The 15,002-nt window shown below is 68.3% G+C and carries 13 protein-coding genes; 5 read left to right on the forward strand and 8 right to left on the reverse strand.

What is annotated here, in order from left to right; translation table 11 throughout:
- Positions 1–9 precede the first annotated feature (9 nt).
- Positions 10–1,338, reverse strand: a complete 1,329-nt coding sequence (locus WDM91_22070; GenBank protein MEI9997299.1) for an ectonucleotide pyrophosphatase/phosphodiesterase — start codon at positions 1,336–1,338, stop codon at positions 10–12.
- 253 nt (positions 1,339–1,591) lie between these two features.
- Here WDM91_22070 and WDM91_22075 point away from each other — a divergent pair, with 253 nt between their 5' ends.
- The 4 genes from WDM91_22075 to WDM91_22090 all read left to right on the forward strand — a co-directional run bounded on the left by WDM91_22075 (position 1,592) and on the right by WDM91_22090 (position 5,714).
- Positions 1,592–2,689, forward strand: coding sequence for an NAD(P)/FAD-dependent oxidoreductase (locus tag WDM91_22075; protein ID MEI9997300.1), 1,098 nt, complete (start codon positions 1,592–1,594; stop codon positions 2,687–2,689).
- A 306-nt stretch (positions 2,690–2,995) separates the two neighbouring features.
- Entirely contained in the window at positions 2,996–3,538 is a 543-nt protein-coding gene (locus WDM91_22080) for a MarR family transcriptional regulator (protein ID MEI9997301.1), read from the forward strand.
- An 11-nt stretch (positions 3,539–3,549) separates the two neighbouring features.
- Entirely contained in the window at positions 3,550–4,215 is a 666-nt protein-coding gene (locus tag WDM91_22085; GenBank protein ID MEI9997302.1) for a DUF4166 domain-containing protein, read from the forward strand.
- Entirely contained in the window at positions 4,212–5,714 is a 1,503-nt protein-coding gene (locus WDM91_22090; GenBank protein MEI9997303.1) for a TIGR01777 family oxidoreductase, read from the forward strand. Before WDM91_22085 ends, WDM91_22090 begins: the two co-directional genes overlap by 4 nt.
- 189 nt (positions 5,715–5,903) lie before the next feature.
- On the opposite strand, the gene WDM91_22095 is transcribed toward WDM91_22090, so the two are convergent.
- The 3 genes from WDM91_22095 to WDM91_22105 form a co-directional block, all read right to left on the reverse strand.
- Positions 5,904–7,724: an acyl-CoA dehydrogenase C-terminal domain-containing protein gene (locus WDM91_22095; GenBank protein ID MEI9997304.1), complete on the reverse strand. Its 1,821-nt coding sequence runs from the start codon at positions 7,722–7,724 to the stop codon at positions 5,904–5,906.
- Positions 7,725–7,932: 208 nt separating this feature from the next.
- A complete protein-coding gene (locus WDM91_22100) occupies positions 7,933–9,087 on the reverse strand; it encodes an aspartyl protease family protein (protein MEI9997305.1) in 1,155 nt (384 codons plus the stop codon).
- Between the two features lie 10 nt (positions 9,088–9,097).
- The gene (locus tag WDM91_22105) at positions 9,098–10,942 is read right to left on the reverse strand and encodes an aspartyl protease family protein (GenBank protein MEI9997306.1); all 1,845 of its coding nucleotides are present in this window, start codon (positions 10,940–10,942) and stop codon (positions 9,098–9,100) included.
- A gap of 167 nt (positions 10,943–11,109) precedes the next feature.
- Between WDM91_22105 and ppk2 the strand changes: the two genes are divergently transcribed.
- Positions 11,110–12,006 carry a polyphosphate kinase 2 gene (ppk2, locus tag WDM91_22110; protein MEI9997307.1) on the forward strand — a complete coding sequence of 299 codons (897 nt, stop codon included), beginning with the start codon at positions 11,110–11,112 and terminating at the stop codon, positions 12,004–12,006.
- 42 nt (positions 12,007–12,048) lie between these two features.
- Here the strand turns inward: ppk2 and WDM91_22115 are convergent, their stop codons facing one another.
- From WDM91_22115 to cysT, 4 genes are all read right to left on the reverse strand, one after another.
- Positions 12,049–12,261 carry a hypothetical protein gene (locus WDM91_22115; GenBank protein MEI9997308.1) on the reverse strand — a complete coding sequence of 71 codons (213 nt, stop codon included), beginning with the start codon at positions 12,259–12,261 and terminating at the stop codon, positions 12,049–12,051.
- A gap of 254 nt (positions 12,262–12,515) precedes the next feature.
- Positions 12,516–13,283 (reverse strand): sulfate ABC transporter ATP-binding protein, encoded by a 768-nt coding sequence (gene cysA, locus WDM91_22120; protein MEI9997309.1) that lies wholly within the window; start codon positions 13,281–13,283, stop codon positions 12,516–12,518.
- A 10-nt stretch (positions 13,284–13,293) separates the two neighbouring features.
- Positions 13,294–14,151 carry a sulfate ABC transporter permease subunit CysW gene (gene cysW / locus WDM91_22125; GenBank protein ID MEI9997310.1) on the reverse strand — a complete coding sequence of 286 codons (858 nt, stop codon included), beginning with the start codon at positions 14,149–14,151 and terminating at the stop codon, positions 13,294–13,296.
- Positions 14,148–15,002: a sulfate ABC transporter permease subunit CysT gene (gene cysT / locus WDM91_22130; protein ID MEI9997311.1), complete on the reverse strand. Its 855-nt coding sequence runs from the start codon at positions 15,000–15,002 to the stop codon at positions 14,148–14,150. The genes cysW and cysT overlap by 4 nt, the downstream gene beginning before the upstream one ends.

Below are 15,002 nucleotides of genomic sequence, written 5' to 3' on the forward strand. Positions count from 1 at the left end.
TGCCGCTTCTCAGAACAGCGGCCTGCCCGTCGCCTGCGGCAGGGCGACGCCCAGAATCTTCGCCAGGGTCGGCGCGATGTCGCGCATGTCGATCTCGCCCAGAGCGCCTGTCTTCGCGAGCCCCGGACCGTCGATCAGGAAGGTCGCGCGCATCTCGGGATGGGCCGGGAAATAGCCATGCGTGCCCTTGTTGCTGCCGGGCAGCAGTAGCGCGGCGCCCGGCCTGTTCGCGGCCTCCCAGCCGGGATGGAAATCGACCCAGAAGCTCGGCTCCGTGCCGCCGCCCAGCGCGGCGATGGCCGGCGCGTCGATCACCGCGGCGATGCCGTTGGCGGGATCGGCCGCGAGCCTGGCGAGCAGCGCGGCGACCTTGGCCTTCAGCGCCGCATCGTCGGGGCGCGCCAGCACCACGGCCGCCGAGCCGCCCGCGGTCCAGGGCGACGCCTCCCAGCCCGCGACCTTGTGCGTCGCGGGGTCGAGGGTCACGAGGCCGGCGTCGATGAAGGCGGCGATCAGGTTCACGTCATGCTGCACCGGCGCGAAGCCGTGGTCGGAGACGATCGCGACGACCAGATCCGGCTCGGCCTTGCGCGCGGCGGCGACCAGGCTGCCGACCGTCGCGTCGGTCTCCTCCAGGATCGCATTCGCCTCGGGCGAGCCGGGGCCGAATTTGTGCTCGTAATGATCGAGCGCGGCGAGATGCAGCGTCGTGAATTGCGGGCGTTCGCGCGCAAGGAGCGCGGCGGTATAGGCGGCGCGGGTCGCGTCGTTCTCCGGCTCGGTGCCGGGCAATTGCGCCGCGGGCAGGCCGCTGTCGCGCGCCAGCGCATCCAGCAAGCCGTCGGTCGAGAGTGCGCGGATCAGCTTGAGGTCCTCCGGCGTCCAGGCCCGCCAATATTCCGGGATGTCGAAGTCGATGGATCGCGTGCCGACGCTGACCGGCCAGCCCAGACTCGCCGTCTTGCCGCCCGCCTTGTGCACGGCGTCCCACAGCGTGCCGACCTTGATGTCGGCGGCGTACCAGTACCAGCCCTCCAGGTTCTTCTGCAGCGGATCGAAGACGACGTTGTTCGAGATACCGTGCACGGCCGGCGCGGCTCCGGTGATCAGCGTCGTGTGGTTGGGATAGGTCACGGTGGGCAACATGTTGCGCACGCCGCTCGCCCAGGCGCCGCCGGCCATGACGGCGCGCAAATTTGGCAGCTTGAGGCCGCGCTTGTCCGCATCCGTCACGTCGCCCGGACGCAGGCCGTCGATCGAGATCATCAGGACCGGCTGGGCCGCGGCGGGCGCGGTCGGCGCCAGAAGCAGGGCGGCGGATAGAAGCAAGCGGCGCATGCGGGGACTCCGGTCCGGATGGAGGTCGATCAATGACCGGGAGATGTGACGGTGCTGTGTCGAAGGCGAGGACGCGGTGGGCGCGCCGCGCCGCGGAGGTGAGGGCGATTCGCCCGTCGCGGCGACGGAGAGGCGGGGGGATAAGTGGCGCGAAATAAATTCGGCGGGGCCCCTTGTTTCAGAAGGCCTGCGCCAAAGGTCAGTATGGCGGCGTCGGCTTCGCGCCGGCGCGGTTTTGGCTTGGGGAACACGCATGATCACGATTGTCGGCGCAGGGATGGGTGGCCTTACTCTGGCGCGGGTGCTGCACCGGGGCGGCGTCGACGCCGTGGTCTATGATGCCGATCCCTCGCCGACCGCGCGGCACCAAGGCGGGATGCTGGATATCCATGAGGATACCGGGCAGGCGGCGCTGCGGGCGGCCGGCCTGTCCGAGGGCTTCGAGAGGCTGGTGCTGGAGCAGGGCGACGCCCTGCGCATCCTGGACAAGACCGGCGCGGTGCGGCTGAGCCATCCCGGCAACGGGGCGCGGCCGGAGGTCGAGCGCGGCGCGTTGCGCGACCTGTTCCTGGCGTCGCTGCCGCCGGGCATGGTGCGCTGGAACGCGCGGGTAACCGGCGTGGCGCGGACGGACGAAGGCGGATTCCGCCTGTCCTTCGCGGACGGCAGCGCGGCGGAGACGGATGTGCTGGTCGGCGCCGACGGCGCGTGGTCGAAGGTCCGGTCGCTCGTATCGGACGCGGCCCCGATCTATGCGGGGCTGAGCGCGGTCGAACTGCGCTATCGCGATGCCGACGCCAAGCATCCCGTCGCGGCGGCGCTGGTTGGTAGCGGGATGATGATGGCGCTGTCCGACGGGCGCGGAATCCTCGGGCATCGCGAGCCCGGCAACGAGCTCTGCATCTATGCCGCGCTGCAGGTGCCGGCCGAATGGTGTGAGCAGACGATCACGCGCGAGATGCTGCGGGCGCATTTCGCCGACTGGCATCCCGACTTCCGCGCGCTGCTGGCGCAGAGCGACGGCGCGCTGCAGCCGCGGCCGGTCTGGGTGCTGGCCGTCGGGCATCGCTGGCCGCGCGTGCCGGGCGTCACGCTGGTGGGCGACGCGGCGCATCTGATGTCGCCCTTCGCGGGCGAGGGCGTCAACCTCGCGATGATCGACGGCGCGGACCTGGCGCGGGAGATCCTGGCGCGGCCCGGCGACATCGAAAGCGCCTTCGCGGCGTATGAGGCGGCGATGTTCCCGCGGGCGGAGGAGAAGGCGGTGGAGTCCGCCGCCGGGCTCGAGATGGCGTTCGCGCCGGATGCGCCGCGCGGGATGCTCGATTTCTTTGCGGGGCATGGGGACTGACAACCTCTCCCGCTCCGTTTCGCGCATACGCTGTCGCCATGCGCCTGCTCGAACCGGCACAAAGCAAAACATGAAGCTCCCACTGTCATCCCCGGCCGAGCACGAGTAAAGCGAGTGCGAGGGGAAGGGGACCCAGGTGCCAACCGCCGTGACGGCGTTTCCGACCTGGGTCCCCTTCCCCTCACGCTGCTGCGCGGCGTTCGGCCGGGGATGACAGCGGTGGTTTGAACCGTCGCGAGATGCTGGTCGGTCCTTGACTTTCCGCCTCCGGCATCCGATATTTCTGTCATGACAGAAATTACCGATATGAACGCCCTGCCTGCCGCGGTCCGGCGCTTCGTCCTGCAATGGGGCGACATGGGCGGGCAGTGGGGGGTCAACCGCTCGGTCAGCCAGATCCATGCGCTGCTCTATCTTTCGGACAGGCCGCTGACTGCGGAAGCGATCGCGGAGACGCTGGGGATGGCGCGGTCCAACGTGTCGAACTCGATCCGCGAGCTGCAGGGCTGGGGGCTGATCCGGCGGGTGCCGGTGCTGGGCGACCGGCGCGATCATTTCGAGGCCGATGCCGACGTCTGGTCGATCGCCGCCAAGATCGCGCAGGGGCGCAAGGAGCGCGAGCTCGATCCCGCCGTCGCGGCACTGGAAGCCTGCGTCGCCGACGCCAAATCCGACCCCAAGCTTGATCGCGTCGCCGCCGAGCGGCTGGCCGCGATGCTCGATTTCACCCGCACGATGACCGGCTGGTACGACCAGATGACCAAAGTGCCCCGCCCGACGCTGATGATGCTGATCCGCATGGGCGCGAAGATCGTCAGCTTACTGCCCATGCGAAAACGGGTCATTTAAGGGAGAGCGGCATGCTGCGGTCGGTCCGGCTCGACGACGCGTTCGATGTGGTGGCGCCGCAGCCCGTTCTCGAAGACCTGCGCTTCCGGACGCTGCTGCCGCGCGCCGACTGGGACGCGCTGCCGGCGCCGGTGCGGCGGCGGTTCTCCAAGCGCCTGAGCGCGGGCGACAGCGTCGTCTATGTCGGCGAAGTGGTCCGTACAAGGATCACACGCATGGGGCGGGTGTTCGCGCAAGCCGCGCGGCTGATCGGCGGGCCGCTGCCACTGGGGGCGGATATCGGCGTGCCGGCGGTCGTCACCGTGACCGAGGACCGCGCGAGCGGCGGCCAGGTGTGGACGCGGCTGTATGCGCGGCGCGGCGGCTTTCCCCAAGTGATCCATTCCGCCAAGCGCTTCGCCGGGCCGACCGGCCTCGAAGAGCATGTCGGGCGCGGTATCGGCATGGCGCTGCGCGTCGCGGTAGAGGACGGCGTGCTCAAATTCCGCAGCGCCGGGTATTTCCTGGCGCTTGGGCGTATGCGCCTGACGCTGCCGCGCTGGGCGGTGCCCGGCGATCTCACCGTCACCCATGCCGAACTGGGCGAAGGGCGCTTCCTGTTCGCGCTCGACATCGTCCATCCGCTGTTCGGCGCCATCATCCATCAGGCCGCCATTTTCAACGAGGCAACGCCATGATCACCAATCTCCTCTGGAGCCTGATCGCCATGCAGATCGCGCTGGGCGCGTTCGACACGCTTTATCATCACGAGATGACGGAGCGGCTGGCGTGGCGGCCGTCGCAGCGGCGCGAGCTCAAGCTGCATGGCGTGCGCAACCTTTTGTACGCGGCGCTGTTCGTGGCGCTGGGTTGGGCGGAGGTGCATGGCGCGGTGGCGGCGGCGGCGATCGCGGTGCTGGGCGTCGAGCTCGTCATCACGCTGTGGGATTTCGTCGAGGAGGATTTGACGCGCAAGCTGCCGGCGACGGAGCGGGTGACGCATACGCTGCTGGCGCTCAATTACGGAGCGATCCTGATGCTGCTCGTTCCGGTGCTGCTTGGCTGGGCGGCGGCAGACACCGAGGTCGTGGCGGCCTATCACGGATGGTGGAGCTGGCTCGCGGCGGGCGCGGCGCTGGGCGTGGCGCTGTTCGGGATGCGCGACCTGTTCGCGTCGGCACGCGTGGCGCGGCTGGCGCCCAAGCCGGCGGGCGCGCTGGTGATGGCACTGCCGCGGCACCGCACAATTCTGGTTACGGGAGCGACGGGCTTCGTCGGCTCGCGGCTGGTGGAAGGATTGAGTGCGGCGGGGCATGACGTGATCGTGCTGACGCGCGATGCGGCCAAGGCGACAGCGCTGCGCCCGCCCTTCCGCCTGATCACCGATCTCGAGCAGATCGACGGCGGCACGCGGATCGACGCGATCGTCAACCTCGCGGGCGAGGCGGTGAGCGGCGGGCTTTGGACGGCGCGCCGGCGGCACGCGATCATCGAGTCGCGGACGGCGATGACAGGCGCGCTCGCCAGGCTGATCGCGCGGCTGGAGACGCGACCGGAGGTGTTCGTCGCGGCCTCGGCGGTGGGCTGGTATGGCCTCCGCGGCGACGAGATGTTGGGCGAGGACGCCGCGCCGGCGGACTGCTTCAGCCATGCGAGCTGCGCCGCGGTGGAGCGCGAGGCGGCGCGCATCGGCGCGCTGGGCGTGCGGGTGGTGGCTTTGCGCATCGGGCTGGTGCTGGGGACCGAGGGCGGCTTGCTGGCGCGGCTGCTGCTGCCGTTCGAATTCGGGGCGGGCGGGCCGGTGGGCTCGGGGGCGCAATGGATGAGCTGGATCGCGCGCGACGATCTGGTGCGGCTGATCGCGCACGCCGTGGCGACGCCCGGGCTCGCGGGTCCGGTGAACGCGACGGCGCCGGAGCCGGTGCGCAACCGCGACTTCGGCCGCGCCCTGGGCGCCGCGCTGGGCCGGCCCGCCGTGATGCCGCTGCCCGCCTGGCCGCTGCGGATGGTCGGCGGGGATTTTGCGAAAGAACTGTTATTGGGTGGCCAGCGCGTGCTGCCGGTGGCGGCGCTGGCGAGCGGTTTCGCGTTTCAGCACCCCCGGCTGGAGGGCGCCCTGGCCTCGATGCTGGGCGCGCGAGTGGGCGAGGCGCATGTCGCGCGGGCGGAGGCGGCGCATCGCTGGGGGATGGGGTGAGGACATTTCCGCTGTCGAAATCAAAACCCGTTGTCGTCCCCGGCGAGCACCGCGTGGCGGTGCGCGGGAAGGGGATACAGGCGGCAAATATTGTGACGGTGGTGGGCGCCTGGGTCCCCTTCCCTCGCCGCGCTGCGCACGGCTCGCCGGGGATGACAACGGTGTTTGCGGTGCGGACGCTTTTCGGCGTTACTCGAACTCCATCACCGTCTCTGCCCCCGCCTGGATGCGCTCCAGCAGCATCGGGCATTCCGGGATGAGCCGTTCCATCCAGTATTTCGCGCTCGTGAGCTTGGCCTTGTAGAACGCGGCGTCGCCCTGGCCGCCCGCCAGCTTGGCTTGCGCGACCTTCGCCATCCGCCCCCACATCCAGCCGGTCACCACGATGCCCATCATGCGAAGATAGTCGGCGGCGCCCGCGCCGGCGTTGTTGGGGTTGGCTAGGCCGTTCTGCGCCAGCCATAGCGTGGCGTTCTGCAGATTCTCGAGGCCGCGCTTGATGGCTTTGACGTATTGCGCCATCGCGGCGTCGGCTTCGTTCTCGGTGAGCCAGGCATTGATCTGACCAAACAGCGCGAAAGGCGCGGCGCCGCCCTTGCGGCCGAGCTTGCGGCCCACCAGGTCCATCGCTTGGACGCCGTTGGCGCCTTCATAGGTCTGATTGATGCGGCCATCGCGCACGAACTGCTCGACGCCGTTGTCGCGGATATAGCCGTGACCGCCATAGACCTGCATGCCGAGATTCGCGGCCTCGAAGCCCATGTCGGTGCAGAAGGCCTTGAGGACCGGCGTCATCAGATCGGCGAGGAGGCCGGCCTGTTCGGCGTCGGGCCGGCTGGAGCGTGCCACCGCCATGTTGAGAGTGGTCCACATCGCGAGCGCGCGGGCGCCTTCGACGAAGGAACGACTGTGCAGCAGCATGCGCTTGACGTCGGGATGGACGATCTCCAGATCGGCGGACTTGTCGGGCTCCTTCGGGCCGGTCAGCGCGTGGCCGACGCGGCGCTCATGGGCGTATTGGTAGCCGTTCTGGTAGGCGATCTCGCCGATCGCGATGCCCTGGATGCCGACGCCGAGGCGCGCGCCGTTCATCATGCCGAACATGCCGGCCATGCCGGCGGACGCCGAGCGCTTTTCACCGGGCTTGGTGGGCAGGGGCTTGGGACCGAGGCGCCAGGCCGTCGCTTCGTCGAAATTGAGCACGCAGGTCGCCTGCGCCTTGATGCCCATCTTCTTTTCGATGCCGCCGGTGGTGACGCCGTTGCGCGCGCCGACCGTGCCGTCCTCGGCGACGATGAACTTCGGCACCATGAAGAAATTGACGGTCGAGAGGTCGTCGTGGATCTGGCCGTTCTCGTCCGGAATCTTGGCGATCACCATGTGGATGATGTTGTCGGTCAGGTCGTGGTCGCCGCCGGAGATGAAGATCTTGGTGCCGGTGAGCTTGTAGGTGCCGTCGGGCTGCTCGACCGCCCTGGTCTTCATCAGGCGCAAATCGGTGCCGCAGTTCGGCTCGGTCAGGCACATCGTGCCGCACCATTCGCCGCTGATCATGCGTTTGGCGACATGCTCCTTCTGCCAGGGCAGGCCGGTCGCGAGCAGCGCGCCATAGGCGGCGCCGGTGAGGCCGGGATACATCGCGAAGGACTGGTTGGCGCTCATCGCCATCTCGGCGACCGCCATGGTGATGGTGGTCGGCATGCCGGCGCCGCCATATTCGGCCGGTGCCATCAGCCCGCCCCAGCCGGCCTCGCTATAGGCCTTGTAGGCTTCCTTGAAGCCTTTGGGCGTGCGCACCACGCCGTTCTCGAAATGCGCGCCCTCTTCGTCGCCGGATTGGTTGAGGGGGTGGAGCACCTCCTCGCAGAACTTGCCGGCGTTGGTCAGGATGTCCTCGACCAAATCGGGGGAAAGGTCGGCGAAGCCGGGCAGGTCGCGCTGCTTGTCGATCTCGAGCAGGTCGTTGAGGACGAAGCGGTAGTCGTCGAGCGGCGCGCGGTAGACGGGCATGGGGTGTCCTTGGAGGCTGGTTCTGAGCGGGTTGTACGACGGCGGAAGGGGGAGGGCAAAGCACCGTTGTCATCCCCGGCTGAGCATTGCGTCAGCAATGCGAAGGGAAGGGGACCCAGGCGCCAACCACCGTCACGGTTTCTTCCACCGGGGTCCCCTTCCCCTCACGCCGCTTCGCGGCGTTCGGCCGGGGATGACAAGTGTGGTGTTAAATCTGATCTCTTAGCGTCACATCGACCCTCTTGCCGCTCGCCAGCGTCAGATGCAGCACCGTGCCGGGCGGGTCGCTGCGTTGGCGTTGATGGATGGCGGAGAGGGTGATGGCGGTGGCGGGGACGCCGTCGACGGCGGTGATGATGTCGCCCTTCACGATGCCCGCGGCCTCGGCGGGGCCGCCGGAGGTGACGGCATAGATTTCGAAGCCGGCGGGGTTGGGGATGATCGCCATGCCGGCGCGGTCGTAGGAGTCGAGGTCGCCGACCGGGTCGGCGCGCGGCTCCAAGTAGAGCGTGCCGTGGACGTAGTCGAGCGTCATCGCGAAACGCCTGACCACCTCGATGCCGATATTGCCGCTGAAGGCGCCGGCACCGAACACGCCGCCGGCGTTGGCGGACAGGTCGGTCACCGGATGGCCGGCCGGCACGGTTCCGAGCACCAATTCGCCGCCGCGCACGATCCGCGCATAGGTCTCGCCGCCGACGCCATAGCCGGCGACCACGTCGACATGCTTGCCCGGGCGGTCCCTCAAGCCATGCGTCGTCACGAAGGGCGTGGTGAGGGTGAGGCCGCCATTGTCGCCGGTATCGATGTCGAAGGTCGCGGGGATGCCGTCATAGGAGCCAGCGATCTCCGGCGTGTTGTGGGTGGAGGTCATGGGAATCGCGGTGCCGGCGCCGTCGGGCTTGAACGCGCCCGGATCGGTCAGCGTGATCGTGTGGGCCGCGAAGTCGAAGCGCGTGACGTAACGGCGGAAGAATTCGTAGCCCAGTATGCCGTCGACATGGACGCCGCCCAGCGCCTCGATCGGGTCGAGAGACAGCACATAGAACCTCTCGCCGGTCAGGATGGCGCCGCCGACATCCACCGACGGCACGGTCACTACGGCGCCCTGCACCGCACTGTCGCCGGCGCCGTGCACGGGGAGGGCACCGCCCAAGGCGAGGCCGAGCTGTACGGTCAGCCGCTGGGCGACGACGTCGACCGCGCCGGTGTCGAGCAGAAAGCGGAACGGGCCTTTGCCATCGACAGTGGCGGCGACGAAAAGCTGGTTGCCGATCATGTCGAACGGCACGGTGATCGGCGCCGCCGCGGAGGCGGGCGCCGACAGGAGAAGGACGAAAAGTCCGGCCAGCGGTGCCCGCATGATGCTCCGTTCAGATCAGGTCGCGCAACGTAACCACGAGACGGGTCGGCTTGCCATCGCGCAGGACCGTCAGTGTCACTGCCGTGCCGGGCGCATCGTCGCGGAAGCGCTGGCGGACCTCGGGCAGGACGAGGCCCGAGACCGACTTGCCGTCGATGGCGGTGATCACATCGCCTTCCTTCAGACCCGCCACGTCGGCCGGGCCCCCTTTGGTGACGTCGATGACCTTGTAGTTCGCGCCATCGATGTTGAACCAGGCGCCGGCGCGGTCATAGGTGTCGAGGTCGTCGACCGGCGCGGCGGTGGGCTTCAGGTACATCGTGTTATGGCCGTAGTCGAAGGTCACGACGAAGCGCTTGAGCACCCCGCCGCCGATATTGCCGGAGATCGACGGATCGGCGAAGGCACCGCCGGTGTCGGTGCCCAGGCCGACGACGATGCGGTCGACGGTCGCCGCGTCGCCGATCTTCAGCACACCGCCGCGGACGACATGGCTGCGTGACGGGCCGCCGACGCCCCAGCCGTCGACCGCGTCGACGCTGCGCGCGACATTGGCGCCGATATGGTTGGCGGCGGCGAAGGGCGCATCGAGCGTCAGCGCGCTGCGCGCGCCGGTGTCGATCTGGAACTTGCCCGGGATGCCGTCATAGGAGCCGTCGACGATCGCGGCATTGCCGTTGAAGGCGATACGGACCGGCGTGCCGGCGTCCTTCGGGTCGAAGAATTTCGGATCGGTGAGGGTGATGGTGCGGGCGCCATAGTCGATCGTGGTGATGAAGCGGCGGAACACTTCGTAGCCTACCATGCCGGCCATGTGCGTGCCGTTGGCCGGATACATCGCGTCGAGGTCGAAGGCGATGAAGAGCTGGTTGTCCACCACCGCGCCGCCGACGTCGAGCCGGTCGACATGGGTCAGGCTCATGTCGACCGTGGCGTTGCCGGCGCCGCGACCCTCGGTGTGGCCGACGACGGTGAGGCCGAGCGATTTGGCGAGGTCGGGCGTCACGATGTTCACCCCGCCAGTGTCGAAGATGAAGAGATAGGGGCCCTTGCCGTTGACCATCACATTGGCGTGGATGTGGTTGGCGATGAGCTGGAATGGGAAGGTCACTTTGTGGACGCCGCCGGCGATGGCGAAGTCCGCCGCGGCGGAAGCCGGCGGGACGTAGACGGCAGGGTCGGATTTGGCCAGGAAGGTCACCTTGGTCAGCGTCAGGTGCTGGTCGTATTTGCCGTCGCCGCCGGTGCTGACCAGCGTGTCGACCGGCTCCTGCACGCCGTCGAAGGCGCGGTAGCCGGTCGTGGTGGTGGTAAAGGTCACATTGGCCTGCGCCTCCACGATGCGGAAGAGCAGATGGGATCTGGCGTCGAACCAGGCGTCGAACGGCTTGCCGCCCTTCGGCGTGACGGTCAGCACATCGTAGGCGGCGCCGCCCTCGCTCTTTTGGCCGTCATCGGCGATGGTCGCGCCGCCATGGTCGGGGCGCCACCACAGATTGGCATTGCGATAGGCGCTGTTTATCGCGAGGGGCACGGTGTCACCGCCTTCCTGCAGGGTGACGATGCCCGCATTGTCCTTGGACCAGACATGCGTGCCGTCGTAGCCATTGGCGCCCTTCTGCGGCCCGATGACGAAATCCTGCTCGAAGCGGCCATCGGTCAGGTCGGTGATGCCGGCGGCGGTGCCGGTCAGGCCATTGCCGACATAGCCGAATTCCAACACCACGGCCGCCTTGCCCGCCGGCGCGTTGCCACCGCTGGCGGCGCGGTTGGCGGCGAGAATCTCGTCGGGTGTCGCGGCGAGCGCCGGGCTGCCGAGCAGGGCGAGCGTGAAGGCGGCAAGAGCGGTACGCATGGCGGATCCCTCGAAGACTGGACGGCAGATAGGGCGGCGCGCCCGCCTCCGCAATAGCGGGGTTGCGTGATCGGCGCAGTTCACGTTCGCTTGCGCGCTATTATTTTTTTCCAGTAGCGCCGCCGCACTGCAGTGCATCGTACCGACCTTTCTCTGCACGGACGAATATGTCCTTCGCCCGGCAGGGCGCGGACATATTGCTGCGCTGTCCTTCGAGCCGGCAGCGGCCATCGGTGGTCTCGACCATCGCGGGCATGGCGGCGCCGGCCCGGATGCGTCAATATCGCCCCATGGACAAGGAAGAGATCGACAAGCGCGACTACAAGCGCGAGCTGCACAAGCTGCAGATGGAGCTCGTCAAGCTGCAGCGGCATCTGCTGAAGAGGAACAGCCGCGTACTGATCATCGTCGAGGGCCGCGACGGCGCGGGCAAGGACGGCACGATCAAGCGGCTGATCGAGCATATGAGCCCGCGCGACACCCGCGTGCACGCGCCGGGCAAGCCGTCGAACCGCGAAGAATCGCAATGGTATTTCGAGCGCTTCGTGCGCTACCTGCCGAGCGCCGAGGAGTTCGTGGTCTTCAACCGCTCCTGGTACAACCGCGCCGGCGTCGAGCGGGTGATGGGCTTCGCGACCGAGAAGCAGGTCGAGGCGTTCTTCGAGGACGTGGTGCCGTTCGAGCAGATGCTGGCGCGCGACGGCATCCTCTTCCGCAAATACTATCTCGACATCTCGCGCGGCGAGCAGAAGAAGCGGCTGGCCGCGCGGCAGAAGGATCCTCTCAAGCGCTGGAAGATCTCGCCGATCGACGCGGTGGCGAGCAAGAAATGGCACGACTATTCGAAGGCGCGCGACGCGATGTTCGCACGGACCAGCCACCCGGCCGCGCCGTGGCGGATCGTGGGCAGCGACGTGAAGAAGATCGCGCGGCTGGAGCTGATCCGCGACCTGCTCGGCAGCTTCGACTATCCGCACAAGGACAAGGCGCTGACCCGCGCCGACCGCGACGTGCTGTTCGAATGGAGCGTCGAAGCAAGCGAAGCGGGGCGGATCGCGAAATGAAAACGGCCGGCGCGGTCGCGCCGGCCGTCCCCTTGCCCGCCTTTAGTGGCCGGTCGAGGAGTTGCCGCCCGATGGCGCGGTCTGGTCGCCCGAGGCCGGCTTGCCGTCCTTGTCGGTCGGGGCCGGCGTGGGCGCCGGGGCCGGCGTGGTGGTCGGCTGCGCCGGCGTGCTGGCATCGTCGGCGAAGGCCGGCGTGGCGATCGCGATGCCGCCGCACAGCAGGGCGGAAGCGAGGGTCACTCGAAGAATACGCATGAAGGTCATCCTTTGGCTTGTTGCAAGTTGTGCGCTCCTTCCGGCGAAGAACGGCGCGCTTCTGCATCCCAAGCGCCGGCTTCGACCCGCCGCGATTGTGCACGGCATGCGCCCGATGCCAAAAGTTTTTTAATGTTCCGGCCAGGAAATCGGCTGACAGAGCTTACTTATTTGTCAGTCTACGGAGAAACTCGCGCAAATCCGTCGCGAGATTTCGCGACGTGGTGCGCCCGACAGACGATGCGACGGCGCTGTCAGTGGAGCTTGACGACGTTGAGCGGGCGGGGCGGGCTCGGCGGCGCCGCCGCCTCGAGGAATTCGGCGACGAAGGGCGTCGCCGGCGCGGCGCGCAGCACGGCGGGCGCGCCGATCTGCTCGATGCGGCCCTCGTTCATCACCGCGACGAGGTCGCCGAGCTCCAGCGCCTCCTCCTGATCGTGGGTCACGAACACCGTGGTGAGGCCGAGGCGGGTGTGCAGGCCCTTGAGCCAGCCGCGCAGGTCCTTGCGCACCTTGGCGTCGAGCGCGCCGAAGGGCTCATCGAGCAGCAGCATGCGCGGCTCGATCGCGAGGGCGCGGGCGAGCGCAACACGCTGGCGCTGGCCGCCGGAAAGCTGGCTGGGATAGCGGCCGCCGAGAGTCTCCAGCTGCACCAGCGCCAGGAGCTCCTCGACGCGGCGCTTGATCTCGGCGCGGGTGGGACGGTTCTTCGCGGGACGCACTTCGAGGCCGAAGGCGATGTTCTTAGCAACGGTCATGTGCTTGAAGAGCGCGTATTGCTGGAAGACGAAGCCGGCGCGGCGCTCGCGCGCGGGGAGCGTGAGCCAGTCGAGGCCGGCGAAGCTCACATGGCCGAGATCGGCATGCTCCAGCCCGCCCAGGATGCGCAGCAGCGTCGTCTTGCCCGAGCCGGAGGGGCCGAGCAGCGCGAGGAAGGCGCCGTCGGGCGCGGTGAGGCTCACGCCGCGCAGCGCTTCGAAGCTGCCGAACCGCTTCTGGATCTTTTCGACGACGAGCGACATGGGGACTCCGTCAGTGATGGTGGGTCGCGGCGATCTCGTCCGCGAAGCGCCATTCGAGAAGGGATTTCAGCGTCAGCGTGACCAGCGCCAGGAGCGCCAGCAGGGCGGCGACCGCGAAAGCCGCGGAATATTGGTAGTCGTTGTAGAGCGCCTCGATCTGCAGCGGCATGGTGTCGGTGAGGCCGCGGATATGGCCGGAGACGACGGACACCGCGCCGAACTCGCCCATGGCGCGCGCGTTGCACAGCAGCACGCCGTAGAGCAGGCCCCATTTGATGTTGGGCAGCGTCACGCGCCGGAAGGTCGCCCAGCCCGAGGCGCCGAGCGAGACCGCCGCCTCTTCCTCGTCTCGGCCCTGGTCGGTCATCAGCGGGATAAGTTCGCGCGCCACGAAGGGGAAGGTGACGAAGATGGTGGCCAGCACGATGCCGGGCAAGGCGAAGATGATCCGGATGTCGTGGTCGGAGAGCCACTGCCCGAACCAGCCCTGCAGGCCGAAGATCAGGACATAGACAAGGCCCGAGACGACGGGCGAGACGGAAAAGGGCAAGTCGATCAAGGTGACCAGAAAGCCCTTGCCCCAGAAGTCGAACTTGGCGACCGCCCAGGAGGCGGCGATGCCGAACAGGGCGTTGAGCGGCACCGCGATGGCGGCGGCGATCAGGGTGAGGCGGATCGCGGCCTGTGCCTCGGGATCCTTGATCGCGGCGACGGCGGATTGCCAGCCGTCGCCCAAGGCTTCGCGGAACACGATGGCGAGCGGCAGGACGAGGAAGAGTCCTATGAAGCCGAGCGCCACGAGCGTCAGCGTCCAGCGGACCAGCGGATGGTCCTGGGTCGGGCGGCGGGGCCTGAAGAGCGGTTTCATCGCCGCGAGGCCGCCCAGCCCTGCAGGAGGTTCAGCGCCAGCAGCATGACGAAGGACGCGGCCAGCATGATCACGCCGATGGCGGCGGCGCCGGCATAGTCGTTCTCGTTGAGCTTGATGACGATCAGCAGCGGCGCGATCTCCGAGATGCCGGGCAGGTTGCCGGCGATGAAGATCACCGAGCCGTATTCGCCGACGGCGCGGGCGAAGGCCATGGCGGTGCCGGTGAGCAGGGCGGGCGACAGCATCGGCAGGATCACGCGGCGCATGGTCTGCCAGCGGGTGGCGCCCAGCGTGGCGGCGGCTTCCTCCGACTCGGCGCTGAGCTCGGAGAGGATTGGCTGGATCGTGCGCACCACGAAGGGCAAGCCGATGAAGGTGAGGGCGAGGATCACGCCGGTCGGCGTATAAGCGACCTTGATGCCATGCGCCTCCAGCGGCGCGCCCAGCCAGCCATTGCGGGCATAGAGCGCGGACAGCGCGATGCCGGCGACGGCCGTCGGCAGCGCGAAGGGTAGGTCGACCACGGCGTCAACGATGCGCTTGCCCGGGAAACGATAGCGCACCAGCACCCAGGCGACGATCAGGCCGAACACGGTGTTGATCGCCGCCGCAATGGCGGAGCCGCCGAAGGAGAGCTCGAGCGCGTGCAGCACGCGGGCGTCGCTCAAGACCTCCCAGAATCCGCTCCAGCCGATCTCCCAGGGGCGGATGATGAGCGCGGCCAGCGGGACCAGGACGATGGCCGAGAGGTAGAAAAGCGTAAACCCGAGCGACAGCCCGAAACCGGGCAGCGCGCTCGGGTTACGCCATCTCGCCTGCGGGGGGAGTGTCGCCGCGAGACTTGCCAT

This window comes from Rhizomicrobium sp. (assembly GCA_037200385.1).
GTDB lineage: Bacteria > Pseudomonadota > Alphaproteobacteria > Micropepsales > Micropepsaceae > Rhizomicrobium.